The organism is Candidatus Thiodiazotropha sp. AKAK2, from assembly GCF_058244685.1.
This window is the reverse complement of record NZ_JBSYOP010000022.1, coordinates 139106-162814: the sequence shown is the minus strand read 5'-3', so window position 1 is coordinate 162814 and position 23709 is coordinate 139106. Positions and strand designations below refer to the sequence as shown.

Genomic DNA, 23709 nt, shown 5'->3' with positions numbered 1-23709 from the left:
GAACAGAGGAGATACCGATGTCTGAACAGCAACCCATTGTCGGGGATGATCCGGCCCGTTCGTTTGTTGCCCGGGTGATCGCCTGGTCGGTACAGAATCAGTTGATCGTGCTGATCTTTACCGCCGGCCTGGCGGTGGCCGGACTGCTTGCACTACAACGCACCCCGCTCGATGCGATACCCGATCTGTCGGATACCCAGGTGATCATTCGCACCGACTTTGCAGGTCAGGCGCCGCAGATCGTTGAGGATCTGGTCACCTACCCCCTCTCGGCCACCCTTCTGGGTCTGCCGAAAACTGAGGCGGTGAGGGGGTTCTCCATGTTCGGCACCAGTTTCGTCTATGTGATTTTTCAGGATGGGGTCGATGACTACTGGGCCCGGAGCCGGGTGGCCGAAGCACTGGCCACGGTGCAGAAGGATCTGCCGCAGAACGCCACCCCAAGACTGGGCCCGGACGCCACCGGGGTGGGCTGGGTTTATCAATATGCATTGCTGGATCGCACTGGCCAGCATGACCTGGCGGAACTGCGCGCCCTGCAGGACTGGTTTCTGCGTTTCGAGCTGGCCACGGTGCCTGGGGTCTCCGAGGTGGCCTCGGTGGGTGGTTTCGTGCGTGAGTATCAGGTGTTGATCGATCCCAACCGATTGCGTGCCTTTGATATTCCCCTGGTAAGGGTAAGAGAGGCGGTTCGGGCGGCCAGCATGGAGGTTGGCGGCCGGGTGATTGAGCGGGCTGAGACTGAGCTGATGATACGTTCCAGGGGGTACATCACCTCGTTAGAGGATCTGCAGCGGGTGGTGGTGCAGGCAAGAAACGGCACCCCGGTGCTGCTCACCGATCTGGCGCGGGTGATCGAGGGGCCGGAGTTGCGCCGGGGCCTTGTGGAGCTGAATGGTGAGGGGGAGGTGGTCGGCGGTATCGTGGTGATGCGTTCCGGTGAGAATGCCTTGAATGTGATCGAGGCGCTGGAGCGGAAGCTGCTGGCACTGCGTCAGGGGTTACCGGATGGGGTGGAGATTCAGACCGTTTATGATCGTGCGCCGTTGATCCGGGGTGCGGTGGACTATCTGAACCATAAACTGCTGGAAGAAGGGCTGGTGGTCGCATTGGTCTGTTTCATCTTTCTGCTGCATGTACGTTCGGCGTTTGTGGCGATCATCACCTTGCCACTGGGTGTACTGGGGGCGTTCATGGTGATGTCGGCACAGGGGATCACCGCCAACATCATGTCCCTCGGTGGTATCGCGATCGCCATCGGCGCGATGGTGGATGCCTCCATCGTGATGGTGGAGAATGCTCACCGGCGCTTGAGCGATATGCCCGACTCGGTTGGACGCAAAGCCTATAATGCCGCCATATTGCAGTCGGCCAAGGAGGTGGGACCCGGGCTGTTTTTCAGTCTGCTGATCATCACCGTATCCTTCCTGCCGGTGTTCGCCCTCACCGGTGAGAGTTACCGGCTTTTCTCACCGCTGGCCTACACCAAGACCTATGCCATGGCCTTCGCCTCACTGCTCTCGGTCACCCTGGTGCCGATCCTGATGCTGTGGCTGATCCGTGGTCGTATCTTCCGTGAGGAGAGTAATCCGCTCAACCGCTTCTTTGTCGCGCTCTACAAGCCGATCCTGAACTTCTCCATGAAGCGACGTGGTTTTACCCTGGCGGTCGCCATCGTTGGTATCGCGAGCCTCTGGTATCCCTACAGCAAACTGGGTACGGAGTTCATGCCGGCGCTTTATGAAGGTGAGCTGCTCTATATGCCCACCACCCTACCAGGGGTCTCGATCACCAAGGCAAAGGAGATTCTGGCGCAGACCAACCGGCTGATCCTTACCTTACCGGAGGTCGATCAGGTATTTGGCAAAGTGGGTCGGGCCGACACAGCGACCGATCCGGCGCCGATCTCCATGATTGAGAGCTGGATACGTCTGAAGCCAAAATCGGAGTGGCGGCCGGGTATGAGCGTGCAGAGCCTGACCCGGCAGCTCGACGAGCGGGTTAAGCTGCCGGGTCTGGTCAACAGCTGGGGTTACCCGATCAAGATCCGTATGGATATGATCTCGACCGGTATCCGCACCCCGGTGGGGATCAAAATCTCCGGTCAGGATCTTAATGAGATCGGTCGTATTGCGCTGGATGTGGAAGGGGTGGTGAAGCAGGTACCGGGAACCCGCAGCGCCTTTGCCGACCGGGTCACCGGAGGCAAGTATCTGGAGATCATACCCAACCGGGACGAACTGGCGCGACGCAACATTGATCTCGGCCTGTTCCAGTCGATCATCCAGACCGCACTCGGGGGGATGAAAGTCGCGGAGAGTGTGCAGGGCCGGGAGCGTTACAACATCATGCTGCGTTACGACCGACCCTTCCGGGAGTCGGTGCACCAGCTCCCCGATATACTGGTGCCGACACCGGGTGGTATGCACATTCCGCTGGGGGAGGTGGCAACCATCGAATATGCCCCGGGACCGCCGATGATCAAATCCGAGGATGCCCGGTTGACCGGCTGGGTGTTTGTCGATATTGACGAGCGGGATATCGGCAGTTATGTGGATGACGCCAGGAGGCAGGTGTCTGAACAGGTCAACCTGCCACCAGGTTATGCCGTCACCTGGTCCGGACAGTATGAGCAGATGCTCGAAGCGCGCGAACGACTGCAGCTTGCGATACCCGCTGCGGTGGCGATCATCCTGGTGCTGCTGATGATCCATTTCGGCCGTACGGACCGCACCGTGATGGTAATGACAGCACTGCCATTCGGCCTGGTGGGTGGTCTCTGGGCGGTCTATCTGGCCGGATACAATCTCTCCGTCGCCGTTGCCGTGGGTTTTATCGCACTGGGTGGCATTGCGGTGGAGACCGCGGTGGTGATGTTGATCTATATCGATCAGCAGGTACGCCATCTTCCCCCGGTCGATCACAAAACCCTGTTTGCCGCCATCATGGCGGGCGCTGTGAGGCGGGTGCGTCCGAAACTGATGACCGTGTCGGTGATCATCGCCGGTCTGTTACCCATCTTCTTTACCGAGGGTCCTGGTTCGGATGTGATGCGACGCATTGCCTTGCCGATGGTGGGAGGGATGCTGAGTACCACCATCATGACCCTGATCGTGATTCCGGTCATCTATCTGATCTGGGAGTCCAGGAGGTTGCCCCTCCTGGCTGAAAATTCCACCGGGGATAGTGATCTATCCCAACAACCACAAGAGGTATGAAAATGTCGATGAAAAGTATAACTCTATTGATTGCCGGGCTGTTGTTTCATGTGGTGGTCTATGCAGCAAACCATGCCATGCATGACCATTCGATGATGGCTGGCAATAACAATCAGGCGATGGGTATGGGGATTCTTCATCATGTGAATGTGGATAAAAAAACGGTCAATCTCACTCACGAGCCTATCCCGTCACTGAATTGGCCGGAAATGACCATGGATCTGCCGGTGACCAAACGAGTTGACCTGACCCGGTTCAAGGCCGGTGACCAGGTCCATTTCACCCTGAAAAAGGGGCGGGACAACCATTTCAGGATTATCTCGATGGAGCCTCATCAGTAGATCTGACGGTTAGTCGCTCAGCCAAGTTGAGGTTTGTTCCCGCATCGCCCACCAGGGTTTGTTAAGACTGATCCAATCGGCCCTGGGATCAGTCATTATGTGGGGATGCCGTTGAGGACCAGTTTGGGTATCTGTTCAGCCGTCACGGGTCTGCTGAACAGATAGCCTTGTGCCGTGTCGCAGCTCAGCTGCTTGAGTAACTCCAGCTGTGCTCTGGTTTCGATACCTTCGGCGACGATGGTGTGGCCGAGATTGTGGCCCATCTCGATCATCGTATTGACCAGGTACTGGGTCTTCTTATCCAGCAGCATATCGTTGATGAAATATTTGTCGATTTTCAGGCTGTCCACCTTCAGATGTTTGAGTGAAGCGATGGAGGAGTAGCCTGTGCCAAAGTCATCGATGGCGATCTGAATGCCCGACTCCTTCAGGTGGCCGAAGATGGCGGTATTCTTCTGGTCGGTCTGAACCGCGGTTTCCGTAACCTCTAGCTCAAGCAGGGTCGGATCCATGTTGGTCTCAACCAGTACCTGATCGATCAGGGTCACCAGGTGTTCGTCGAGAAAGTGGGAGGGGGAGATGTTGACCGACATGCGCATCAGGGGCAGCCCCTGCTTTTGCCAGCTGACAGCCTGTCTGCAGGCATTGCAGAGAATGGTTTTGGTCAGCGGCTTGATCATGCCGATCTGCTCGGCAACCTGGATGAACTCGGTGGGTGGAATCTGCCCCATCTCCGGGTGATGCCAGCGGGAGAGGGCCTCCACACCAATGATCTGTCCGGTGGTCAGATGGATTTGTGGCTGATAGACCAGGGTCAGCTGCTCGTTATCGATGGCTTCGCGCAGATACTGTTCAAACTGAAACCGGTACTCGGCCTTGCGTGTCAGCTCCTGGTTATAGAATGCAAAGCGGTTTTTGCCGTGTTCCTTGGCCGCATACAGGGAAGTGTCTGCCGCCTTCAGCAACATCGAGGCATCTGTGCCGTCATCGGGATAATGGGCGATGCCGATACTGCAGGCTGGGGTATGCCAGCGGGAAGAGAGCTGCAGCGGTTGGGCGATCCGTTCCAGGCAGCGTTTCGCCAGGTTGGCGGATGTGTAATCATCGAACACGTCATCCAGCAGGATACAGAATTCATCGCCACTCAGGCGGGCTACGAAATCCACATCCCGGCCGAATGACTTGAGCCTTTGTGCAATCACCTTGAGTAGCTCGTCACCCACGTCATGTCCCAGGCTATCATTCACATTCTTGAAGTTGTCCAGGTCGATATAGAGCAGACTGAAACGACGCTGATGCCGTTTCGAGGTTTTGATCATCTCATCCAGGGATTGAAAAAAGTGAGGCCGGCTGGCCAGGCCTGTCAGCTCATCGGTGTAGGCCAGTTGATGAATCCTCTTCTGATTCTGATCCCGCTCCATGACGATACTTGCCAGCCGAGCGGCGGCTTTCAGATCGTTGGACTCCTCCTTATCGGGGGTCGCAATGTGGTCATAGTACATACCGAAAGCGCCCAGCACCTTTCCGGCAGAGCTTTTGATCGGTTCGGACCAGCAGCAGCGCATCCCATGGGGCAGCGCCGCATCCCGAATGGTTACCCACTTCGGATCGGTTGCAATGTCCTTGACAATGACCCGATGGCCGGTGTAGGTCGAGGTACCGCAGGAGCCGATGTCCGGGCCGAATTCCAGACCGTGTACCGCCTCACAGTAGGCCTTTGGCAGGCTCGGTGCGCCACCATGCAGAAGTCTGCCCTTGTGCAGTTCCAGCAGTGAGCAGCGCATCCCCGGATGCCGCGATTCGTACATCAGGGCGATGGCATCGTAGATTTCTACAGCTGGCTTGCCGATGGCGATCATCTCGAGGATTTCAGCGTTTTTCTCGTCATGGCTTTCGGCACGCTTGCGCTCGGTGATGTCAACATGGGTGCCGACCAGTCGCACCGGCTTGCCATCCGCTTCCTGGTAGAGACGAATGGCACGGGACAGCACATGCACGTCACGCCCTGTCTTGTGGTGCATGCGCATCTCAATCTCCAGAGCTTCTGTGTCACCGGCGATAAAGCTGGCGATCTCATTCAGAACGCGATCCTTATCCGCCGAATGTACCAGACGCTTCCAGGTATCCAGGTGGTTTGGCAGTTCATCGTCTTGATAACCGAGCATCTCTTTCCAGCGTGGCGAATAGTAGATCTCGTTGTTGAGCAGGTTCCAGTCCCAAAGCCCATCATTGGCGCCACGCATGGCGAGTGACAGACGCTCCTCGGATTCTCTGAGGCGCTCTTCAGCAGCCCTTCGCTCGGTGATGTTGTGACCGATGCCGAGGATGCCGATGAGTTTCTTGCGGTGGTCGTAGAGGGGGGTCTTGGTTGTTTCAAGCAGCTCTTTGTGGCCGTCATTGGCGAAGGTTATCCACTCCTCATTGGTGGAAGGGCCACCCTTTTCCATGGCTAATCTGTCGTGCTGACGAAAAAAATCGGCCAACGCCTTCTCGACAAAGTTATAATCGCTTTTGCCAACAATCTCGATCTCCTTGGCGCCGAAAAAATCCTCGAATCTGTCATTACAGGCGAGGTAGACACCCTGGGTATCCTTCAGCCAGATCAGATCGGGCAGGGTGTTCAGAATGGCTATCCGGAAACTGGTCTCTCTATAGAGCTCTTTTTGCACCCGCTCAGTGAGGGTTAAATCCCGGAAGCTCCAGATCCGGGCTACGACCTCCCCATCGCTGCACATGGGTTGGCTGAACTGTTCATAGACTCGACCATCCTTCAGATAAAGGCTGTCAAAGGCTTTGAGTTTCGGTTGATTTTGGTAGAGCGATAAATTGTCGAGAAATCTCTGCTGATTGGTTAGCTGGTCTAGCAGTTGATCCTGAATGTCGTCCAGGGTGGTCTCGTCAGTGAGCTCTCCAGATAAGCGCCACAATTCGCTAAAGCGGGTGTTGTGCCTAAGGACTAGACCCGAGTTGTCAGTGATCAGGATACCATCTTCTGTCGTGTGCAGAATGGCGTCAGCCAAAGCAGTACTGAAATTGTCGTTTGTCCGGCTGTCCATAGTGATTGCCTGCTGGGTAAGGCCAGGCTGGTCTACACCCGATAAAATTTGTCGCTCAGTCCGGATTAGCGACTGAAATCGTGGAATCTTGATGGCCTGAAGTGGTTCCGAGGCAGCACTCTACTCACTAAATTGCTGTTTTATAGGCTAAATTTAATTAAATATTGTTCAGTTGTGTCTCTGGATGTCTGCTTTCAGCCACCTAGGGTATGGATGAACTCTTCATAGCTCGTCCCCTTGCTCTGCAATACCCCCTGCAGCCACTCCAGCGAGGCATCGGGGGCCCTCCCAGGGCCGGCCTGCTGCTCGATTCGCATCATCTCCTGGTAGATTGGGGTGATGGCTTCGACGCCGGAACGGCTGGGTTTGCGGCGTACCGAAAAATAGCCGATGGGTTTGCCATTTTGGTCATAGTCGGCTGTAACATTGGCAAACACCCAATAGTAGTCGCCGCTCTTGGCCATGTTCTTGACATAGGCGAAGCACTCCTGGCCCGTTTCTATGACGTTCCAGAGCAGCCGGAATACCCCGCGCGGCATGTCGGGATGGCGGATGATATTGTGTTGAACATTCAACAGCTCATGTTCGGCATAACCGGCGATCTTCATAAAGATCCGGTTGGCGTAGGTGATCCGTCCCTTGAGGTCTGTCTTTGAGACGATGAAATCGTTCTCATCCATGATGATTTCCCTGTTCGTCGGTGTGACATTGGGTTTCATGGAAACTCCCCGCGCCTAGTCAGGCGCTTTTTCAGACACAGCGGGGTTATCGGCTTAGTGAACTCTGGCCCTAGCTATGTTTTTCAGTGATCATGGCGTCGATGCGGTCCATCACGCGGTCACTGGCGTCCTCCATATGCCGGTAATTTTCGAGAATATTCTTTAACAGTGTGCGGTCTTTCTCCCAGTCTTTGGAAAGGAGTTCCAGTGCTTTATGGCCAGCGTTGTGAACCTGGCTGTGGGGCTCTTCCAGCTCTCTGAATGCGATCAGATGGCCGAACGACTCTTTACCAAAGCCTTCATAATACCATTTACCCAAACGGCAGCTATGGTGATCGACCTTGACAGCCCTGGCATCGTCGTTGTCGGTGCCGGCATGGAAGGATTTGTAGGCCTTCTGTTTATAGATCATATGGTCGACCTTGATCAACGAGGCGTAGCAGATGTCATGGGCAAAATCGACGGAGGTGAAGGTGTCCTGTGCGTGTTGAGCAAATTGATTGAAGTTGCTGCTCATCGCTTCCACTGAGGTCTGAACGTCATTCGCCATGTCGAGCATTTCGTTGGAGTTGCTCTGCATCACCGTGGTCTCCTTCTGGAAGGTATTGACCACATCGCGGATCTCATCGGTGGCTTTTTTGGTGCTTTCCGCCAGTTTCTTCACCTCATCCGCCACCACTGCGAAGCCTCTGCCATGTTCCCCTGCCCGGGCGGCTTCGATCGAAGCGTTGAGTGCCAGCAGATTGGTTTTGTCTGCGATCTCGCTGATCATCCCCAGGATGCCGGTGATCTCATCGCTCATGGTGTTGAGCTGCCTCATGGTCTGGTGGCTCTGTTCGATCATCCCCAGGGTGCGGTTTTGCGCTTCTACCACTTGCGATACGGACACCTGACTGCTCTTGGCCTTCTCCATATTGTCGGTGGCGATATGGGAGACCTTCTGCATTTCGTCGGTGATGCGGGTCAGGTCGTGCTGGCTGAGCAGCAGGTTGCTCATGGTCTGGCTGGTATTGAGTGCTTGCAGCTCGGCCGCCTTTTCGTTGCGCATGATATAGGCGGCGTTGTCTGCCATCGCATCCAGCGATTTATTGATCCGCTCCAGGGTTTTCGCCAGTTCGCCATGCAGGCCGGTGGGCATGGTGCGCCGATAGTAGCGGCCACGGGATACCAGTTCGAAACTGGTTTTGACCTCGCGAAAGAAGGTCTCAAGCTGGTCCAGTGATTCATTCAGATTCCAGGCGATGTGCCCGGCTTCCCCCATCCAGGGGACTTGGGTGATGCGTGAGGAGAACTGGCCGTCGAGCATTTCGTCGAGTACTTGTTCGGTCTGTTTCATCACCCGGAATGGCATTTTCATGCGCTGAGAGATGATGCCGGCAACGATCAGGGTGCCCAGGGGGAACAGCCACTGCCAGTGGTGATAACCCTCGCTCAACCATGAGGAGAAGACAGATGCGATGCTCAGCAGGACAAAGATCAGAACATAGATCTTAAGTCTGGTGGCCAAATACAAACGTTTCATAATTCTCGAACCCTTGGTCGTTTATGGCTTGGTTCAAAAGCTCAGTTGAGGCGGTAACTGCGTTTTTCGGTCCGGCACGGGTCTCTGTGCTCAGCATCTGCTGATAGAGTCCGTTGAAATAATCCACCGCCTCTCTGCTCGGTTTACGTCTTACCGAAAAATACCCGATGATCTGATCCATCGGATCGTAGTCCGGTGTGACGTTGGCCAGTACCCAGTAGTGATCGCCGTTTTTGCAGAGATTCTTTATATAGGCAAAACACTCATGGCCCTGCATGATTTTGCGCCACAACAGATGGAACACACCGCGGGGCATATCCGGGTGACGCAACAGATTGTGTTGCTTGCCAAGCAACTCTGCTTCCCGATAGCCACTGATCTTCATGAACAGCCTGTTCGCGTAGACGATTCTCCCCTTGGTATCGGTTTTTGAGACGATAAAATCGCGCTCGCTGACCAATATCTCCCTGTTCGTCGGTTGTATCCCGTTTTTCATAACCACCCTGCCTCCATCAGATTCCCTGGTTGTCTCTACTGTTGATCGACAGAGGGGGCTATTTCTTTACAGCTGATTGTACAGCTTGTAATCAAATAATAAGTATTACTTTTTGTTTCATATCTCTATTCGATATGGCTGGTATATTTAAGCGTGTCTATTTTCTGTCTTTGGTTTATTCTGATTCAGAAATTATGAATTCAGTCGATGTAGTGAGCTTTAAAGCCTTTATTGTTAAGTGAAAATCCCGTCCCAATAACCCAACTTCGCAGAGATTTTGAGGGCCTCAACGTAATGAAGATCAACCACCCTGTGACCAACCGGGAAAAGGAAGTTCAGCAACATCAAAACATTCTCTCGACCACCGACCTGAAAGGCGCCATCACCTACGTCAATCAGGATTTTATAGAGATCAGCGGCTTCGATAATGGTGAGCTGTGTGGTCACAATCATAATGTCGTGCGTCACCCCGATATGCCTCCTGTGGCCTTTGAGAGCCTTTGGGATACGGTTAAACAGGGCAACCCCTGGATGGGAATCGTTAAAAACCGTTGTAAGAATGGGGATCATTACTGGGTGGATGCCTTTGTGATGCCGATTCTGAAAGGCGGTGAGACCTTCGAGTATCAATCGGTCAGATATAAGCCGAAGCGTGAGTGGATCGAGCGGGCCGAGCGGATCTATCAGCGACTGCAGCAGGGTAAGGGGTTCAAGACCAGCCTGTTGGCACGTATTGGGGTGCGTCAGAAATTGATTCTGGGCAATCTGCTGGCGCTGCTGCCTGCCCTGTTGCTTGGCCTTTCGGCCAATTCGGAAACGCTCGGCTTGCTCGGTTTTGCCGTCACCGGGCTGTTGATGATCGGGGTGAACTCGCTACTTTTAAGTCCCCTGCAGAAACTGACGAGCCTGGCAGCCGAGGTCTATGACCAGCCGGCCATGCGCCAGATCTATACCGGCCGGGATGATGAATTCGGTCAGATTCAGCTGGCGCTGAAAATGCAGTCATCACAGATCAATGCGATTGTCGGTCGCCTATCGGACACCACTTCCAAACTGTCGGACCTGGCCCAGGTGAACTACGGTACCTCGGTGCAGGCCAATCAGGGCGTCGAGCAGCAGCAACAGGAACTCTCCATGGTGGCCACCGCCATGACCCAGATGGTCGCAACCGTACAGGAGATTGCGCGCAATACCGTGCTCGCTGCAGAAGCCACCCGCTCAGGCCAGACGAAGACCGTATCAGGGCAGGATGTCGTGCAGCAGACGGTGGATTCGATCAATGCGCTCTCCGGGGATGTTCAGCAGGCGGCGGGTGTGATCGATCAGCTCTCCAAACAGAGTGCGGATATCGTACATGTGCTTGAAGTGATCAAAGATATTGCGGAGCAGACCAATCTGCTGGCGCTGAATGCCGCGATCGAGGCTGCCCGGGCGGGAGAGAACGGGCGGGGTTTCGCTGTCGTCGCCGATGAGGTGCGCAATTTGGCCAGCAGAACCACCCAGTCAGCCAAGGAGATCGAGGAGATGATCGAGAGCCTGCAGTCCGGCAGCAGTCAGGCTGTCGGGGTGATGGAGCAGAGTCGTTCGCAGGCTGACTCCTGCGTCACGCTGGCGGCCAAGGCGGGTGATGCGCTGCAGAGCATCTCCGGTGTGATCGATAGCATTACCGATATGAATCACCATATCGCCACCGCTTCAGAGGAGCAGAGTTCGGTGGCAGAAGAGATCAATCAGAATATCGTCAATATCAATCAGGTGGCGGACAGCACCTCTGAGGGTGCGCATCGCAGTGTGCAGGCCACGGAAGAGATGGCGGAGGCGATTGAGCGTCTCGATAATCTGGTGATGCAGTTCAAACGTTAGATGGATGTTCGGCTGGTAAGCGTCTGGCGCTGGCCTTATTCGACGTTTCCTGCGCAGTCTGAATTTCGTGCTCCGGAACCAGCTGACCCAGTAATGCCCGCAACTGCTGACTGTCGAGCTCTTCGGTGGCGGCGCTCATCTGTTGCATGACACCGTTCAGCCACTGCCAGTCGACTTGACGGTGGTGGGCCAGCAGGACCTTTTCGTGGCTGGTCTTTGCCAGCTCTTCCTTCTCGTGAAACAGCTCCTCATAGAGCTTTTCACCAGGTCGCAGGCCAATATACTCAATTTGAATATCCTCTCCCAGGGTACGCCCGGAGAGGTGGATCATCTGCTCGGCCAGGTAGCTGATTTTGATCGGCTCTCCCATGTCGAGAACAAAGATCTCGCCGCCTTCTCCCATCACCACGGTCTGCATGATCAGCTGGCAGGCCTCTGGGATGGTCATGAAATAGCGCTCCATTCTGGGATCGGTGACGGTCACCGGGCCGCCCTCTTCAATCTGCTTGCGAAATAGCGGAATCACGCTGCCGGCGGATCCCAGTACGTTGCCGAAACGGACCGTAATGAAGTGGGTATCGGAATGGGCATTGAGGTTCTGGCAAAAGATCTCCGCACCGCGCTTGCTGGCGCCCATCACATTGGCCGGATTGACCGCTTTGTCGGTGGAGACCAGGACAAACACGCCGGTCGCGTATCGGTTTGCCATTTCCGCCACCACCCGGGTACCGAGCACATTGTTGCGCACCGCCTGTCGAATCCGGTTTTCCAGCATCGGCACATGTTTGTAGGCCGCTGCGTGAAACACCACTTCAGGCCGATATTCACTGAACAGGTTCTCCACATAGACCTGATCGGTGATGTCGCCGAGATGACAGTCCAGACTCAGCTCCGGATAGCTGTTCAACAGCTCCATCTCGATGGAGTAGAGGTTGAATTCACTGTTTTCCAACAGTACCAGCTTGGCGGGATTGAGCTTGGCAAGTTGTCTGCAGAGCTCTGAACCGATCGAACCACCGGCGCCGGTGACCAGGATCACCTTACCGGCCAGCGTGGCATCGATCGCCTGCCAGTCGAGGGAGACCGGGTTACGGCCCAGCAGATCCTCGATCGAGACCTGCCTCAGATGGTTGATCTGAACATTCCCCGACATCAGGTCATTGAGCTGGGGTACAGAGCGGAAAGGCACGCCGGAGGATTCACAAAACTCGACCACCCGTCGCATCTGCGAGGATGAGGCGGAAGGGATCGCCAGCATGATGATGTCGATACTCAGCTCTTCACAGAGTGCCGGGATATCCTCGCTGGTGCCGGCCACCGGCAGGCCGTGAATCTCCCGTCCCTGGCGACGCTGCTTGTCATCCACGAAGGCCACCGGCCTGAAGTCGCCACGCCGGTTGCGCAGGATGTCTCTGGCCAGCATCTCACCGGCTTTGCCTGAGCCGACGATCAGAACCCGTTTGCCCGGCGCCAGATCCAGGTGTCTGTCCTTGAGTAGACGATAGATCAAGCGTGGTCCGCTCAGCAGCATCACCAGCAGAATGGCATGGATCACCGGGACCGAACGGGGTACCCCGCCGGCCCGGGTAAAGACGAACAGTAACGCTACCCCGACCACGGTGCCGACCAGTACCGCTTTCAGGATCCGCATGATGTCGGGGAGGGAGGCAAATCGCCAGATGCCCCGGTAGAGACCGAACAGCAGAAACGCCGCCAGTTGAACCGGCAGAATGTAGAGCAGAGCCTGCAGCGCATCCTGATAGAAAGAGACAGGCACAACCTCCAGGTTGTAGCGGAACCAGAAGGCCAGAAACCAGGCGATTGGCACCATCAGCACGTCATGGGCCAGGGCAACCCCCTGGGATCGTAAATGACGCGGTAAGATCTGTCGGCTCATGCAACCACTCCTGGGGCCCTCTGCACAAATTGCTGGTTTAGGGCCTGTTAACACGAATCCAATACGCCCTGCTGGGTCTGTATTTGTACCCAGCAAGGCACAACAGGGCGTATTGGATTCGTGTTAACAGGCCCTAGTTCGCCGGGCATTCTAACCCATTCTGCCGGCCGTGCTGAGGTTGGTGATTGAAGGAAGTTGGCAGATTTGGCGATTACTTCCTTTGCAAGTGCCTGCCTGATCAGGCTGGAAGGTGTGTAACTGGTTGAATTGGCGGGGTAAAGTGCTTGTTTCAGCATTTCAGTCGGCAACGACAGAGCCAATTGTGGCGGGTAACAGGCGGATTCGCTGTCGGCCGTTTGAAGCCTCCCCAGGTGTTTGATTCGCTTTGGCTATTATTCCTGTTACGGTTTCTTTAGAATGCGCCAACCGCATTGCTAAGCAAGGTGTGTACAGGCCCTGGATTGGATCTCAGTCAATACCGATAAACACCGGAAGTCTGCTTTTATAAATCGATTGTTCCGGGCCGTGGTAGAGTATCGATCACCGGGTGGAGCTCAAATCAGAATAGCGGTGACTATTGGTGAGTAACAGAGAATTTTTCAAGTTTGATTCGGTCTCATAGAGTCAATGTCGTCACTACCCACAATCGATCAAGCGTTTCAACCGGGTGAAACCGGCGTTTTAAGCTACCTCAGGGGGACCGGTCGCCTCACTCCGCAGGACCATGGCCGAGGCGAAAATTTTTCCCGGGAGACCGGTGAGAGTGAAGCTGAGACACTGGTCCATCTGGGATTGATCTCTGAGAGCGACCTGGTGCAGGTGCTGACAGAGCTCTATGAGCTGCCGGCCGTCATGGATGCCGCTGAATACCCCGAAGAGCCGGTTCATACCCAGGCGATCACTTTTCGCTTTCTCAAAGAGGCCAAAGCCATACCCCTCGCCGTGGAGGCGGAGCGGATGGTGGTGGCAGTGGCTGATCCCGGACAGAGCTACATCAGTCAAGGTCTGCAGCTGATTATCGAGTGTCCGGTCACGCTGAAAGTGGGGCGCTTGTCGGAGATCGAGTCGGCCCTGGAGCGGGCCTATGGGGCCGGGCGTAGCGCGATGGGCGAGATCGTCGATGACCTGGACGATGAGCAGGAGTCGGAAGAGAGCATCGAGCATTTGAAGGATCTGGCCAGTGAGGCGCCGATCATCCGCCTGGTGAACCATATCCTGCAACGGGCGGTGGAGGCGGATGCCTCGGATATCCATATCGAGCCGTTCGAGGAGACCCTGATGGTGCGCTATCGGATCGATGGCATTCTCTCCGAGGCCGAATCCCCGCCGGCCCACTCCACGGCGGCGATCATCTCCCGCATCAAGATCATGGCCAAGCTCAACATCGCCGAACAGCGGGTGCCTCAGGATGGGCGAATTTCGGTAAAGATCCAGGGCAATGAGCTGGAGTTGCGTGTTTCAACCGTACCCACCCTTTACGGCGAGAGTCTGGTGATCCGGCTACTCAACAAAAAGAGTATCAGTTTCGAGTTCGACCGGCTCGGTTTTGGAAACACCTCATTGACCAGGCTGCAGCAATCCCTGCAGCAACCGAATGGCATCATTCTGGTTACCGGCCCCACCGGCAGCGGCAAGAGCACTACCCTGTATACCGCCCTCAGTCAGCTCAACCGCCCCGGGGTGAAGATCATCACCGTAGAGGATCCGGTGGAGTACAAGCTGGAGGGGATCAATCAGATTCAGGTCAAACCACAGGTGGGGATGGACTTTGCCAATGCCCTGCGGGCTATCGTGCGGCAGGATCCGGACATCATCATGGTGGGTGAGATGCGTGATGCGGAGACGGTGCGCATTGCAGTTCAAGCCGCGCTGACCGGGCATTTGGTGCTTTCCACCCTGCATACCAATGACGCGGCTGGAACCGTCAGCCGGTTGTTGGACATGGGGGTCGAGCCCTACCTGCTGGCCTCGACGGTGAATGCCATCGTCGCACAGCGCCTTGCCCGGCGACTCTGTGACCGATGTAAAAAATCCTATCCGGCCGATCAGACCCTGGCTCAACGATTTGTCCAGGCCGGACTGGTCAATCAGGGGCAGCCGGTCACTCTCTATCAGCCGACAGGTTGTGAAAGCTGTGCGCAGACCGGTTACAGCGGTCGGATTAATATTGCCGAGGTGCTGTTGATCAGTGAGCAGGTGCGGCACCTGGTGACTCAACGGGCGATCGCATCCACCATTCAGCAGCAGGGGATCAAGGAGGGGATGGATACCATGTATCGTGACGGTCTGGCCAAGGTGCTGCAGGGGCTGACCTCCTATGAAGAGTTGATGCGGGTCAGCGAAGAGGATGAGTAATGGCGCTGTTCAGCTATCGGGCGAGTAATTCGCTGGGAGAAACCCTGCAAGGGGAGATGGAGGCTGAAGACAGCCGCCGGGTGATCATCGAGCTGCAGCGTGATCAGCTGATACCGATAGAGGTGAAGCGTGTCACCGGTTTGCGTGGATTGCTTGGTTACCGCAGCGGCCGGGAGAAGAAGGTCGGCCGAAAACAGATTCTCGCCTTTGCCAAAGAGCTGGCAACCCTGCTCAAGGCGGGTATGCCACTGGAGGGGGCGCTCTCCCTGATGGCCCGCTTGAACAGTGACGAGAACATGGCCAATATGATCGACGAGCTGAACGATTCGATCAAAGGTGGCGCCACCTTCTCCCGGGCGTTGGAAAAACAGCGCGATATCTTTCCCCGGCTGTTTGTCAGTATGATCAAAGCCGGCGAGGCCGGCGGCATGCTGGGGGAGGCCCTGGAACGCATCACCGACTATATGGAGCGCTCTCAGGCACTGCGTGAAAGTGTCCGCTCGGCGCTGATCTACCCGACCATACTGCTGCTGGTGGCGGCCGTCTCCATCATGGTGCTGCTGGTGTTTGTGGTTCCCCAGTTCAGTCAGATGTTCGAGGACATGGGGCGGGAACTCCCGGTGGCCACTCAAATCATATTAGCTGCAGGAGAGTTTTTGACCAACTACTGGTGGCTGCTGTTGGCCATGGTTTTCCTCGGCATCGCCCTGTTCCGCATCTGGCTGGAGAAGGGGGATAACCAATACCGTCTGGATCACTGGCTGCTCGGCCTGCCCCTGTTTGGCGATCTGCTGCTGAAGGTGGAGACCGCGCGTCTCTCCCGGACTCTGGCCTCCCTGCTGAACAATGGTCTGACCCTGCTGAATGCGGTTAAGCTCTCCCAGGAGGTGCTGAACAACAGCTATATTGCCCGAGGTATCGATCAGGCGGCGCAGCAGCTGAAGCAGGGTAAGGGACTTTCGGCGCCGCTGATCGAGCAGAAGCTGCTGCCGGAGTTGGCGATAAGAATGCTCCAGGTTGGTGAGGAGTCCGGTGAAATCGATGCCATGCTGGCCGATGTGGCGGATGTCTATGATCGCGAGGTGCGCGAGACCGTGCAGCGTTTGCTGACTCTGGTCGAACCTGTGCTGATTGTCGGCCTGGGATTGATTGTCGCGGGTATTATCATCTCCATCCTGCTGGCGATGCTGAGCGTCAACGATCTGGCCTTCTGATCGATCTGATGCGGCAAATGGTTGTACTACCCGTGGATAGTGATTAACGTGGGGGGTTCAGAGCAACTCAACCCCTCTGCCCAAAAATGTTAACAGGCCCCAAGAGAAACTGAATGATGAATGATAAGAATCAACGCGCTTGCGTAAGAGGCTTTACCCTGATCGAACTGCTGGTGGTGATGGCGATTCTTGCCATGTTGGCCGGTCTGGTTGGGCCCAGGGTAATGAGTGCGCTCGGTGAGTCGAAGAGTAAAACTGCCCGGATTCAGATCGAAGAGCTTTCGGCGGCCCTCGATATCTATCGTCTCGACACGGGCAACTATCCCCGCGGTGAGCAGGGGCTGGAAGCGCTGGTGCAGCGTGTGGACGGTCTGGATAACTGGAACGGCCCTTACCTGAAGAAAACCAAACTGCCGAAAGATCCCTGGGGTACTGCCTACATCTATCGCTATCCCGGTGAGCACGGTGACTATGACCTCTACTCCCTCGGCGCGGATGGGGTTGAAGGGGGAGAAGGAGAAGCCAAGGATATCAATGGTTGGGAGTGAGCTGGCCCGGTCATCCCTGAAACCGGCAGGCTTTACCCTGCTGGAGTTGCTGATCGTGCTGGTTATCGCTGCCACTCTGGTGGCGCTGGTTCCCCCGGCGATCAATCGGGTACTGCCGGGAGTGAAGCTGAAAGGCGCCAGTCAGGAGATGGCCTCGGCGATCAGATTTCTACGTGGCTGGTCTGTGTCGCAGGGTGAGCAGGGCGTGTTTCTACTCGACCTGGAGCATAAGCACTACACCATCACGCCCAGAGAGAAGGTCTACGAGATTCCTCAGGGAGCCGAGCTGAAACTGGTTGCTGCCAGTGATGAGGGAGATGGCGAGCAGCAGGGCGGGATACGTTTTTTCCCCGATGGCAGCTCCAGCGGTGGCCGGATCACGCTCAGCGATGGTGGTCGATCCCATCGTATCGATGTGGACTGGCTGACTGGTAGGGTCTCTCTTGTCCACTAATATTCAGCAGCGGGGCTTTTCACTGCTGGAGGTTCTGGTCGCCTTCACCCTGCTGGCGGTCACCCTGGGGGTGATGATGCAAGCCCTCTCCAGCAACAGCCGCGGTCTGGCGATCGCGGCACAACACTCCCATGCCGCCACCCTGGCGGAGTCGCTGATCGCGCAAGCGGGAGTAACGATCCCGTTGCAGGTCTCCAGCACCGAAGGTGTCTCCGAGAGCGGTTACGAGTGGCAATTGAGGATTGAAGAGAATTCATTGGAGACGGGTGTCTACCAGGAGTCCTCCTTTCTGGTTACAGCTGAGGTCTCCTGGGGGGAGGCCGCAACCGGCAGACGCTATGTGTTGTCCAGCTTGCGTTACTGAACGGCCCACCGCGGGTTTTCCCAGTCGCGGTTTCACCCTGGTTGAATTGCTCATCGCCCTGGTGCTGATGAGTCTGATCATGGTGCTGCTCTTCTCCGGTCTGGATCTGGGGCGACGCAGCTGGCATTCAGCCGCGGAAGCCACCACCCGGCAATCTGACCAAAGATTGGCATTCGACTACCTGAAACAGAGTCTCGGCGGCATGTCCAATGAACGCTTCGATACGGAGGATGGGTCGCTGCCGCTCTTTTATGGTGATCAAAAGCTGATTCGCTGGGTGGCTCCCACCGCCTCCCAGGCCGGCCTGGGTGGGGCCTCCCTGTTTCGCCTGGAGCTGCTGGGGGAGGCTGAGCAAAAGGTGTTGCTGTTGAAACGCTGGCTCTACCATCCGGAGGTGATGCAGCAGGAGCCCGAGGCGGGGCGGGACTGGCGTGCTCCTTTGTCCGAGGTGTGGCAACCGGCTGATCAGGATGTTGATCCGATCCGTTACAGTGAGCATCTGCTGTTGCCTGAGCTGAGTGATCTGCAGCTCTCCTACTATGGCTCGCTTCAACGCGGGGTGCCGGATGAGTGGCACAGCGAGTGGCAGGAGAGTGAAAAACTGCCACAGATGATCCGTTTGGTTCTGCACAGCAAGCAACAGAACTACCCACCGTTGATCGTGATGATCCGGGGGGCGGTGCGATGAGGCGCAGACAACGGGGGTTGGTCCTGGTGCTGGTGCTTTGGGCTCTGGTGCTGTTGCTGGTGATCGTCTCAGCGGTCTCATCTTCAGTGCATACCGAGACCACGCTGGCTCACCATCAACTGGATCAGGCGCGTTTGCGGGCCTTGGCCGATGCAGCCTTCCACTATGGTGCGGCACGGGGATACGACCCAGATGCGGAGACCGCCTGGCTCACTGATGGGATTACCTATGAGTGGCAGTTTGAAGGGGTCGATATGGAGATCCGTCTGGTCAAGGAGCGGATCAGACTCGATCTGAACAGTGCTACCGGCGAGCAGCTGAAGTCGGTTCTGGAGGCGGTCGATGTGGATGCTGAACGGCAAAGCCGTGTCGTCGATGCAATCCTCGACTGGCGGGACAGGGATTCACTGCATCGGCTCAATGGTGCGGAAGATGAGCACTATGCGCGAGCCGGGATGTCTTACGGGGCAAAAGACGCCCCCTTCACCACGGTGGATGAGATCGGCCTGGTGCTGGGAGTCAGTGCCGAGTTGAGGAGAAGCCTGCTGCCATACCTAAGCGTCGGCTACTCTCGACGTGGGACATCCGCCTCCCCTTTGTCCGCTGGCTTCGGCGGCTCATCCGGGGCAGGTCTTGGTCGGGGGCTCTGGGTGTTGGTGAAAGTGTTGAGCGAGAAGCAGCCTCTCTATGCAGAAGCATTGGTCAGACAATCTAAGGACAGACTGAGGCTGGATAAGATAAACTATGGGGTTTCGTCGGCCGCATGGCCGCTTGATGATGAGTGAGGAGTAAGCGACTTGGCGGCACTGGCTGGGGTGGATGTTTTCAGGCTTTTGCAGGATCAATTCTTAGATCCCGTGAAATCCTGTCTTGCTGCCCGTTTCGGCGGGGCTGCCCGGAGCAGCGGTAAGCTCAGGTTGACGCCCGCTGGCGCCGAGTTCTTTGCGGCGGATGGTGAATTGGCCATCGAACTCACTTCGCCACAACAGGGCAGAGCCAAGCTCAATCCCTTCCTGCATCATGACAACCGTGGTGATAAACCCGAGCTGCAAATCGAAATCGATCCCCGGCTGGCGATGATACGCCAGGTTCGATTGCCGTCGGCGGCGAAGCGCAATCTTGTTGACGTGCTTGGTTATGAAATGGACCGTCTGTCACCCTTTGAGGCGGATCAGGTCTATTACCATTTCACCCCAGACACAGAGCAGCAGGGGACAGAATGGCTGGCAGGGCGGCTGACGGTGGTGCAAAAGCAGCGGCTGGACCCCTGGTATCAGATGCTCTCAGAGCTGGGCTTGACGATTGGCCAGGTGACCCTGGTCGATGAGAGTCTGCCGTTGATGCTGAAACCGCGCCAGAGCGGAGTCTCCCGTAGCGGTAGAAGCGCCAGTACGCTTCTCTGGGTCGCTGTATTGCTGTTATCGGTGGTGACGTCAGGCGGTCTGGTTTGGCAGCAGCGACAGATTGCCATCGATCTGCAGCATAAAATGCAGGCAGCCCGGGAACAGGCTGCTGAGAGTATGCGTCTTGAAGAACAACTGACCGCCCGGCGCAAGGCGATCGGAATGGTCTCTGCCCAGCGTCAGGATTACCTGGCGGTATCTGACATTCTGCTGGAGCTGACCCGCCTGATCCCGGATGGAAGCTGGCTGCAGCGAGTCAATCTCAACTCAGACAGCCTGATCGTCAGTGGTGTGTCGGACCAGGCTTCGGCTCTGATTGCCCTGCTTGAAGCCTCACCGATGTTTGTCTCCGTGCGCTTCAAATCACCGGTGGTGAGGGACAGAAGATCGGGTAACGAGAAGTTCGATCTCACCATGACCCTGATACAAGGGCCTGAGTCATGACCCCGCCGGTGTGGACAAACAGGCAGTGCAACCTGGTGTTGCTGGGCAGCTTTCTGCTGTTGCTGCTGTTACTGCTGACGCTCTATCTGAGCTGGCAGGGTCTGATGAGCGGCTACCAGGAGGTGGCGGAGGATGCCCGCCATCGAACGGCGCACTATCTGCGGGTGGCTGAACGCAAGACAAAGGCACGATCCGAGTTGGGGTCCGCCAAGCTGACGGCACTGATCAAGCAGAACTATCTGACTGCAAAGGCGCCGGGAATCGCCTATGCGGAGTTACAGCAGCAGATCAAAGAGATTATCGGTTCGGCAGGCGGTGTCGCCCTCAGCACCCAGTTGGTTCAGGAGCCCCAGTCAGAACAGGAGTCGGCGGAGAAAATCATTGTTAGAGTGCGTATGCAGGGTGACAGCTACAGCCTGCAGAAACTGGTGCAGACCATCGAGCAACGACAACCACTGCTGTTTTTTGAGCGCTTGACCATTGCTGCGCCGGCCAAATCCAAGCCCAATACGGCAGAACAGCTGGACATCCGTTTTGACGTTTACGGCTACTTCTGGAAAGAGACGTCATGAAAATGTTGGCCAGCACTCTGGGGTTGTTTCTGATCGGATCGATTGCTTACACATGGCTGAGTTGGCCTGAGCGTCATCAACAGGCGCTCAGTGTAACTGCGGCTGAAGGCAAGCAGAATCAGCCGGGTGTCGACGGTGACGACGGACCGGTATTGAAGCAGCAGGCGGAACAGTACCGGCTGATCGCACAGCGTACCCTGTTCCGTTCCGACCGGCAGGGTTTTGCAGACCAGGCGTCGGAGGCAACCAATCAGCGCAGCCGTCCTGGGGTGCCGAAAATCAGGCTGCTGGGGGTGATCCTCACGCAAGGCCAGCCAGCATCCGCGATGATCATGGAAGAGAAGAGCAAAAAGAGCCGGCTGTTGAAACTCGGTGATGAGCTGGGGCAGTGGAAAATTCAGGATATCGCCTCCGACCATCTGCTTTTGAGCTGGGAAGATCAGCAGCAGAAGATTCAACTGCGGAAATATTAAATACCAGACTAGGGCCTGTAACACGAGATGCTGCGTTTTAACCAACTTGCGATGAGGCGGGGCAGCAAGCTGCTGTTTGAGGGTGCTGATTTTATTCTGCATGCTGGCTGGAAGGTTGGTGTCACCGGTGGAAACGGTACCGGCAAATCGAGTCTTTTCAGTCTGATCATCGGTGATCTACAGGCCGATCACGGTGATCTGACCCAGCCGCCAGGCCTGGCCATCGCCCATGTGGCCCAGGAGACCCCGGCGCTCTCACGCAGCGCCATCGACTATGTCATCGATGGGGATTTCGAATACCGAAAACTTGAAGCTGAGCTGAATCAGGCCGAGGCCGATGGTGACGGCGTGGCGGTCGCCAGGCTACACGATGCGATGCATGCGGTGGATGGCTACCGGGCCAACTCCAGGGCCGGTGAGCTGATGCATGGCCTGGGCTTTTCCAGTGATGATTTCGAACTGCCGGTGAGCCAGTTTTCCGGTGGTTGGCGAATACGACTCAATCTTGCTCAGGCCTTGATGTGTCGCTCCGATCTGTTGCTGCTCGATGAGCCGACCAATCACCTGGATCTTGATGCGGTGATCTGGCTGGAGAGCTGGTTGCGCAACTACCAGGGTACCTTGTTGATGATCTCCCATGATCGGGATTTTCTCGATCAGGTGACCGACCATATCGTCCATCTGGAACAGCAGAAGGCCGAGCTCTACAACGGCAACTACAGCGGCTTCGAGCAGATTCGGGCGGCCCGACTGGCGAATCAGCAGCAGGCCTATGAAAAGCAGCAGCGTGAGATTGCCCACATCGAGAGTTATGTGAACCGGTTTCGCGCCAAGGCGACCAAGGCGAGACAGGCCCAGAGTCGCTTGAAGGCACTGCAGCGTATGGTTCAGATCGGCCCGGCCCATGTGGACTCGCCATTCCATTTCGAGTTCGCCGAGCCTGAGAAGAATCCCCATCCGCTACTCAAGCTGAACCAGGTTGCTGCTGGTTATGCGGATAAACCGATTCTGGATAGTGTCACGTTGGCACTGGAACCCGGTCATCGCATCGGTTTGTTGGGGCCGAATGGCGCGGGAAAGTCGACCCTGATTAAACTCCTCGCGGGCAGCTTGAAACCACTCAATGGCGAATACGATCAGGCACAGGGGCTGCGAATCGGTTACTTCGCGCAGCACCAGTTGGAACAACTGGATGCGCAAGCCAGTCCACTGCTGCATCTGCAGCGACTGGATCCGACGGCGAGCGAACAGGCACTGCGCAACCATCTGGGCGGTTTCGGTTTTCATGGTGATCAGGCGCTCGATCCTGTGGCCCCCTTCTCCGGAGGGGAGAAGGCGCGTCTGGTGTTGGCTCTGCTGGTCTATCAAAAGCCGAATCTGCTGCTCTTGGATGAGCCCACCAACCATCTCGATCTGGAGATGCGTCATGCGGTCGGGCAGGCGTTGCAGGATTTTCAGGGGGCGATGGTGATCGTCTCTCATGACCGCCATCTGTTGCGAATTACCACAGATGAGCTCTGGCTGGTACATCAGAATCGGGTCGGATTGTTTGATGGTGACCTGGATGCATACCCGAACTGGTTGGCTTCTGAGCGGCGGGAAGTCAGCAGTCGAGCGCAACAAACCCCATCCAGTGACCATAGCGCCGCCACCCGAAAAGAGCGCAAACGGCAGGAGGCCGAGCAACGCAAGCGGCTGCAGCCACTCAGGCAAGCCTTGGTAAAATATGAACAACAAATTGAACAACTGCAACAAAAGCAAAAGGATATCGAACTCATGTTGAGCGATAATTCGCTCTACGATGAGTCACGTAAAGAGGAATTGAAACGTTGGCTTGCGGAAAAGCGCGATGTAGACAGTAATTTGAACGATTGTGAAGAACGCTGGCTTGAGACCAGTGAGCAATTAGAGACTGTACAAAGCGAAGAAAAGGACTAAAGTGACACTCAGTAAGGAAGGGTTTCTGTTCAAATGCTCGGTTTTTTGACAGAAACATGGTCAGTGATTGACCGCACGCCCCGGATGTTTTAGTGCATGGTATGGCCGGTGCGCGTAGATTTAGATACATGCACGTTTTTTGAG

General features: G+C 56.2%; 19 protein-coding genes. 14 read left to right on the top strand and 5 right to left on the bottom strand.

Features of this window, described 5'->3' with window-relative positions; translation table 11 throughout:
* The first annotated feature begins 17 nt into the window (after positions 1–17).
* Both AC4IE8_RS09560 and AC4IE8_RS09555 read left to right on the top strand, forming a co-directional pair.
* Entirely contained in the window at positions 18–3218 is a 3201-nt protein-coding gene (locus AC4IE8_RS09560; RefSeq protein WP_490790890.1) for an efflux RND transporter permease subunit, read from the top strand.
* 8 nt (positions 3219–3226) lie between these two features.
* Positions 3227–3559: a copper-binding protein gene (locus AC4IE8_RS09555; RefSeq protein ID WP_490790889.1), complete on the top strand. Its 333-nt coding sequence runs from the start codon at positions 3227–3229 to the stop codon at positions 3557–3559.
* A gap of 95 nt (positions 3560–3654) precedes the next feature.
* On the opposite strand, the gene AC4IE8_RS09550 is transcribed toward AC4IE8_RS09555, so the two are convergent.
* From AC4IE8_RS09550 to AC4IE8_RS09535, 4 genes are all read right to left on the bottom strand, one after another.
* Positions 3655–6615, bottom strand: coding sequence for a bifunctional diguanylate cyclase/phosphodiesterase (locus AC4IE8_RS09550; protein ID WP_490790888.1), 2961 nt, complete (start codon positions 6613–6615; stop codon positions 3655–3657).
* A 194-nt stretch (positions 6616–6809) separates the two neighbouring features.
* Complete coding sequence (locus AC4IE8_RS09545; protein ID WP_068994643.1) at positions 6810–7334, bottom strand: PAS domain-containing protein; 525 nt, start codon at positions 7332–7334, stop codon at positions 6810–6812.
* 70 nt (positions 7335–7404) lie between these two features.
* Positions 7405–8856: a methyl-accepting chemotaxis protein gene (locus AC4IE8_RS09540; RefSeq protein ID WP_490790887.1), complete on the bottom strand. Its 1452-nt coding sequence runs from the start codon at positions 8854–8856 to the stop codon at positions 7405–7407.
* Positions 8825–9352 (bottom strand): PAS domain-containing protein, encoded by a 528-nt coding sequence (locus AC4IE8_RS09535; protein WP_068994641.1) that lies wholly within the window; start codon positions 9350–9352, stop codon positions 8825–8827. Before AC4IE8_RS09535 ends, AC4IE8_RS09540 begins: the two co-directional genes overlap by 32 nt.
* A 294-nt stretch (positions 9353–9646) precedes the next feature.
* On the opposite strand from AC4IE8_RS09535, the gene AC4IE8_RS09530 reads away from it, so the two are divergent.
* Positions 9647–11215, top strand: a complete 1569-nt coding sequence (locus tag AC4IE8_RS09530) for a methyl-accepting chemotaxis protein (protein ID WP_068994640.1) — start codon at positions 9647–9649, stop codon at positions 11213–11215.
* Here AC4IE8_RS09530 and AC4IE8_RS09525 read toward each other — a convergent pair.
* Complete coding sequence (locus AC4IE8_RS09525; protein ID WP_490790886.1) at positions 11205–13112, bottom strand: polysaccharide biosynthesis protein; 1908 nt, start codon at positions 13110–13112, stop codon at positions 11205–11207. The genes AC4IE8_RS09530 and AC4IE8_RS09525 overlap by 11 nt on opposite strands.
* A gap of 627 nt (positions 13113–13739) precedes the next feature.
* Here AC4IE8_RS09525 and gspE point away from each other — a divergent pair.
* The 11 genes from gspE (at position 13740) to AC4IE8_RS09470 (ending at position 23565) form a co-directional block, all read left to right on the top strand.
* Positions 13740–15467 (top strand): type II secretion system ATPase GspE, encoded by a 1728-nt coding sequence (gspE, locus tag AC4IE8_RS09520; protein ID WP_490790885.1) that lies wholly within the window; start codon positions 13740–13742, stop codon positions 15465–15467.
* A complete protein-coding gene (locus AC4IE8_RS09515) occupies positions 15467–16681 on the top strand; it encodes a type II secretion system F family protein (protein WP_068994637.1) in 1215 nt (404 codons plus the stop codon). Before gspE ends, AC4IE8_RS09515 begins: the two co-directional genes overlap by 1 nt.
* Positions 16682–16794: 113 nt before the next feature.
* Complete coding sequence (gene gspG / locus AC4IE8_RS09510) at positions 16795–17229, top strand: type II secretion system major pseudopilin GspG (protein WP_490790884.1); 435 nt, start codon at positions 16795–16797, stop codon at positions 17227–17229.
* Entirely contained in the window at positions 17216–17683 is a 468-nt protein-coding gene (locus tag AC4IE8_RS09505) for a GspH/FimT family pseudopilin (protein WP_068994636.1), read from the top strand. Before gspG ends, AC4IE8_RS09505 begins: the two co-directional genes overlap by 14 nt.
* Positions 17673–18047, top strand: a complete 375-nt coding sequence (locus AC4IE8_RS09500; RefSeq protein ID WP_068994635.1) for a type IV pilus modification PilV family protein — start codon at positions 17673–17675, stop codon at positions 18045–18047. The genes AC4IE8_RS09505 and AC4IE8_RS09500 overlap by 11 nt, the downstream gene beginning before the upstream one ends.
* Entirely contained in the window at positions 18022–18735 is a 714-nt protein-coding gene (locus AC4IE8_RS09495; RefSeq protein ID WP_068994634.1) for a prepilin-type N-terminal cleavage/methylation domain-containing protein, read from the top strand. The genes AC4IE8_RS09500 and AC4IE8_RS09495 overlap by 26 nt, the downstream gene beginning before the upstream one ends.
* Positions 18732–19520, top strand: coding sequence for a type II secretion system minor pseudopilin (locus AC4IE8_RS09490; RefSeq protein WP_490790883.1), 789 nt, complete (start codon positions 18732–18734; stop codon positions 19518–19520). Before AC4IE8_RS09495 ends, AC4IE8_RS09490 begins: the two co-directional genes overlap by 4 nt.
* A 12-nt stretch (positions 19521–19532) precedes the next feature.
* Positions 19533–20582, top strand: a complete 1050-nt coding sequence (locus AC4IE8_RS09485; protein ID WP_490790882.1) for a PilN domain-containing protein — start codon at positions 19533–19535, stop codon at positions 20580–20582.
* Positions 20579–21154 carry a type II secretion system protein GspM gene (gene gspM, locus AC4IE8_RS09480; protein ID WP_068994631.1) on the top strand — a complete coding sequence of 192 codons (576 nt, stop codon included), beginning with the start codon at positions 20579–20581 and terminating at the stop codon, positions 21152–21154. The genes AC4IE8_RS09485 and gspM overlap by 4 nt, the downstream gene beginning before the upstream one ends.
* A complete protein-coding gene (locus AC4IE8_RS09475; RefSeq protein WP_490790881.1) occupies positions 21151–21627 on the top strand; it encodes a type II secretion system protein N in 477 nt (158 codons plus the stop codon). Before gspM ends, AC4IE8_RS09475 begins: the two co-directional genes overlap by 4 nt.
* Positions 21628–21654: 27 nt before the next feature.
* Entirely contained in the window at positions 21655–23565 is a 1911-nt protein-coding gene (locus AC4IE8_RS09470) for an ATP-binding cassette domain-containing protein (protein ID WP_490790880.1), read from the top strand.
* Positions 23566–23709: the final 144 nt, after the last annotated feature.

Bases quoted from the DNA above. Each gene is read 5' to 3' on its own strand.
- AC4IE8_RS09545 (WP_068994643.1), bottom strand. From the start codon at position 7,334: ATGAAACCCAATGTCACACCGACGAACAGGGAAATCATCATGGATGAG.
- AC4IE8_RS09505 (WP_068994636.1), top strand. From the start codon at position 17,216: ATGGTTGGGAGTGAGCTGGCCCGGTCATCCCTGAAACCGGCAGGCTTT.
- AC4IE8_RS09490 (WP_490790883.1), top strand. From the start codon at position 18,732: ATGAGGCGCAGACAACGGGGGTTGGTCCTGGTGCTGGTGCTTTGGGCT.
- AC4IE8_RS09515 (WP_068994637.1), top strand. From the start codon at position 15,467: ATGGCGCTGTTCAGCTATCGGGCGAGTAATTCGCTGGGAGAAACCCTG.
- AC4IE8_RS09560 (WP_490790890.1), top strand. From the start codon at position 18: ATGTCTGAACAGCAACCCATTGTCGGGGATGATCCGGCCCGTTCGTTT.
- gspM (WP_068994631.1), top strand. From the start codon at position 20,579: ATGACCCCGCCGGTGTGGACAAACAGGCAGTGCAACCTGGTGTTGCTG.
- gspE (WP_490790885.1), top strand. From the start codon at position 13,740: ATGTCGTCACTACCCACAATCGATCAAGCGTTTCAACCGGGTGAAACC.
- AC4IE8_RS09550 (WP_490790888.1), bottom strand. From the start codon at position 6,615: ATGGACAGCCGGACAAACGACAATTTCAGTACTGCTTTGGCTGACGCC.
- AC4IE8_RS09540 (WP_490790887.1), bottom strand. From the start codon at position 8,856: ATGAAACGTTTGTATTTGGCCACCAGACTTAAGATCTATGTTCTGATC.
- gspG (WP_490790884.1), top strand. From the start codon at position 16,795: ATGATGAATGATAAGAATCAACGCGCTTGCGTAAGAGGCTTTACCCTG.
- AC4IE8_RS09530 (WP_068994640.1), top strand. From the start codon at position 9,647: ATGAAGATCAACCACCCTGTGACCAACCGGGAAAAGGAAGTTCAGCAA.
- AC4IE8_RS09495 (WP_068994634.1), top strand. From the start codon at position 18,022: ATGTGTTGTCCAGCTTGCGTTACTGAACGGCCCACCGCGGGTTTTCCC.
- AC4IE8_RS09535 (WP_068994641.1), bottom strand. From the start codon at position 9,352: ATGAAAAACGGGATACAACCGACGAACAGGGAGATATTGGTCAGCGAG.
- AC4IE8_RS09555 (WP_490790889.1), top strand. From the start codon at position 3,227: ATGAAAAGTATAACTCTATTGATTGCCGGGCTGTTGTTTCATGTGGTG.
- AC4IE8_RS09475 (WP_490790881.1), top strand. From the start codon at position 21,151: ATGAAAATGTTGGCCAGCACTCTGGGGTTGTTTCTGATCGGATCGATT.
- AC4IE8_RS09470 (WP_490790880.1), top strand. From the start codon at position 21,655: ATGCTGCGTTTTAACCAACTTGCGATGAGGCGGGGCAGCAAGCTGCTG.
- AC4IE8_RS09525 (WP_490790886.1), bottom strand. From the start codon at position 13,112: ATGAGCCGACAGATCTTACCGCGTCATTTACGATCCCAGGGGGTTGCC.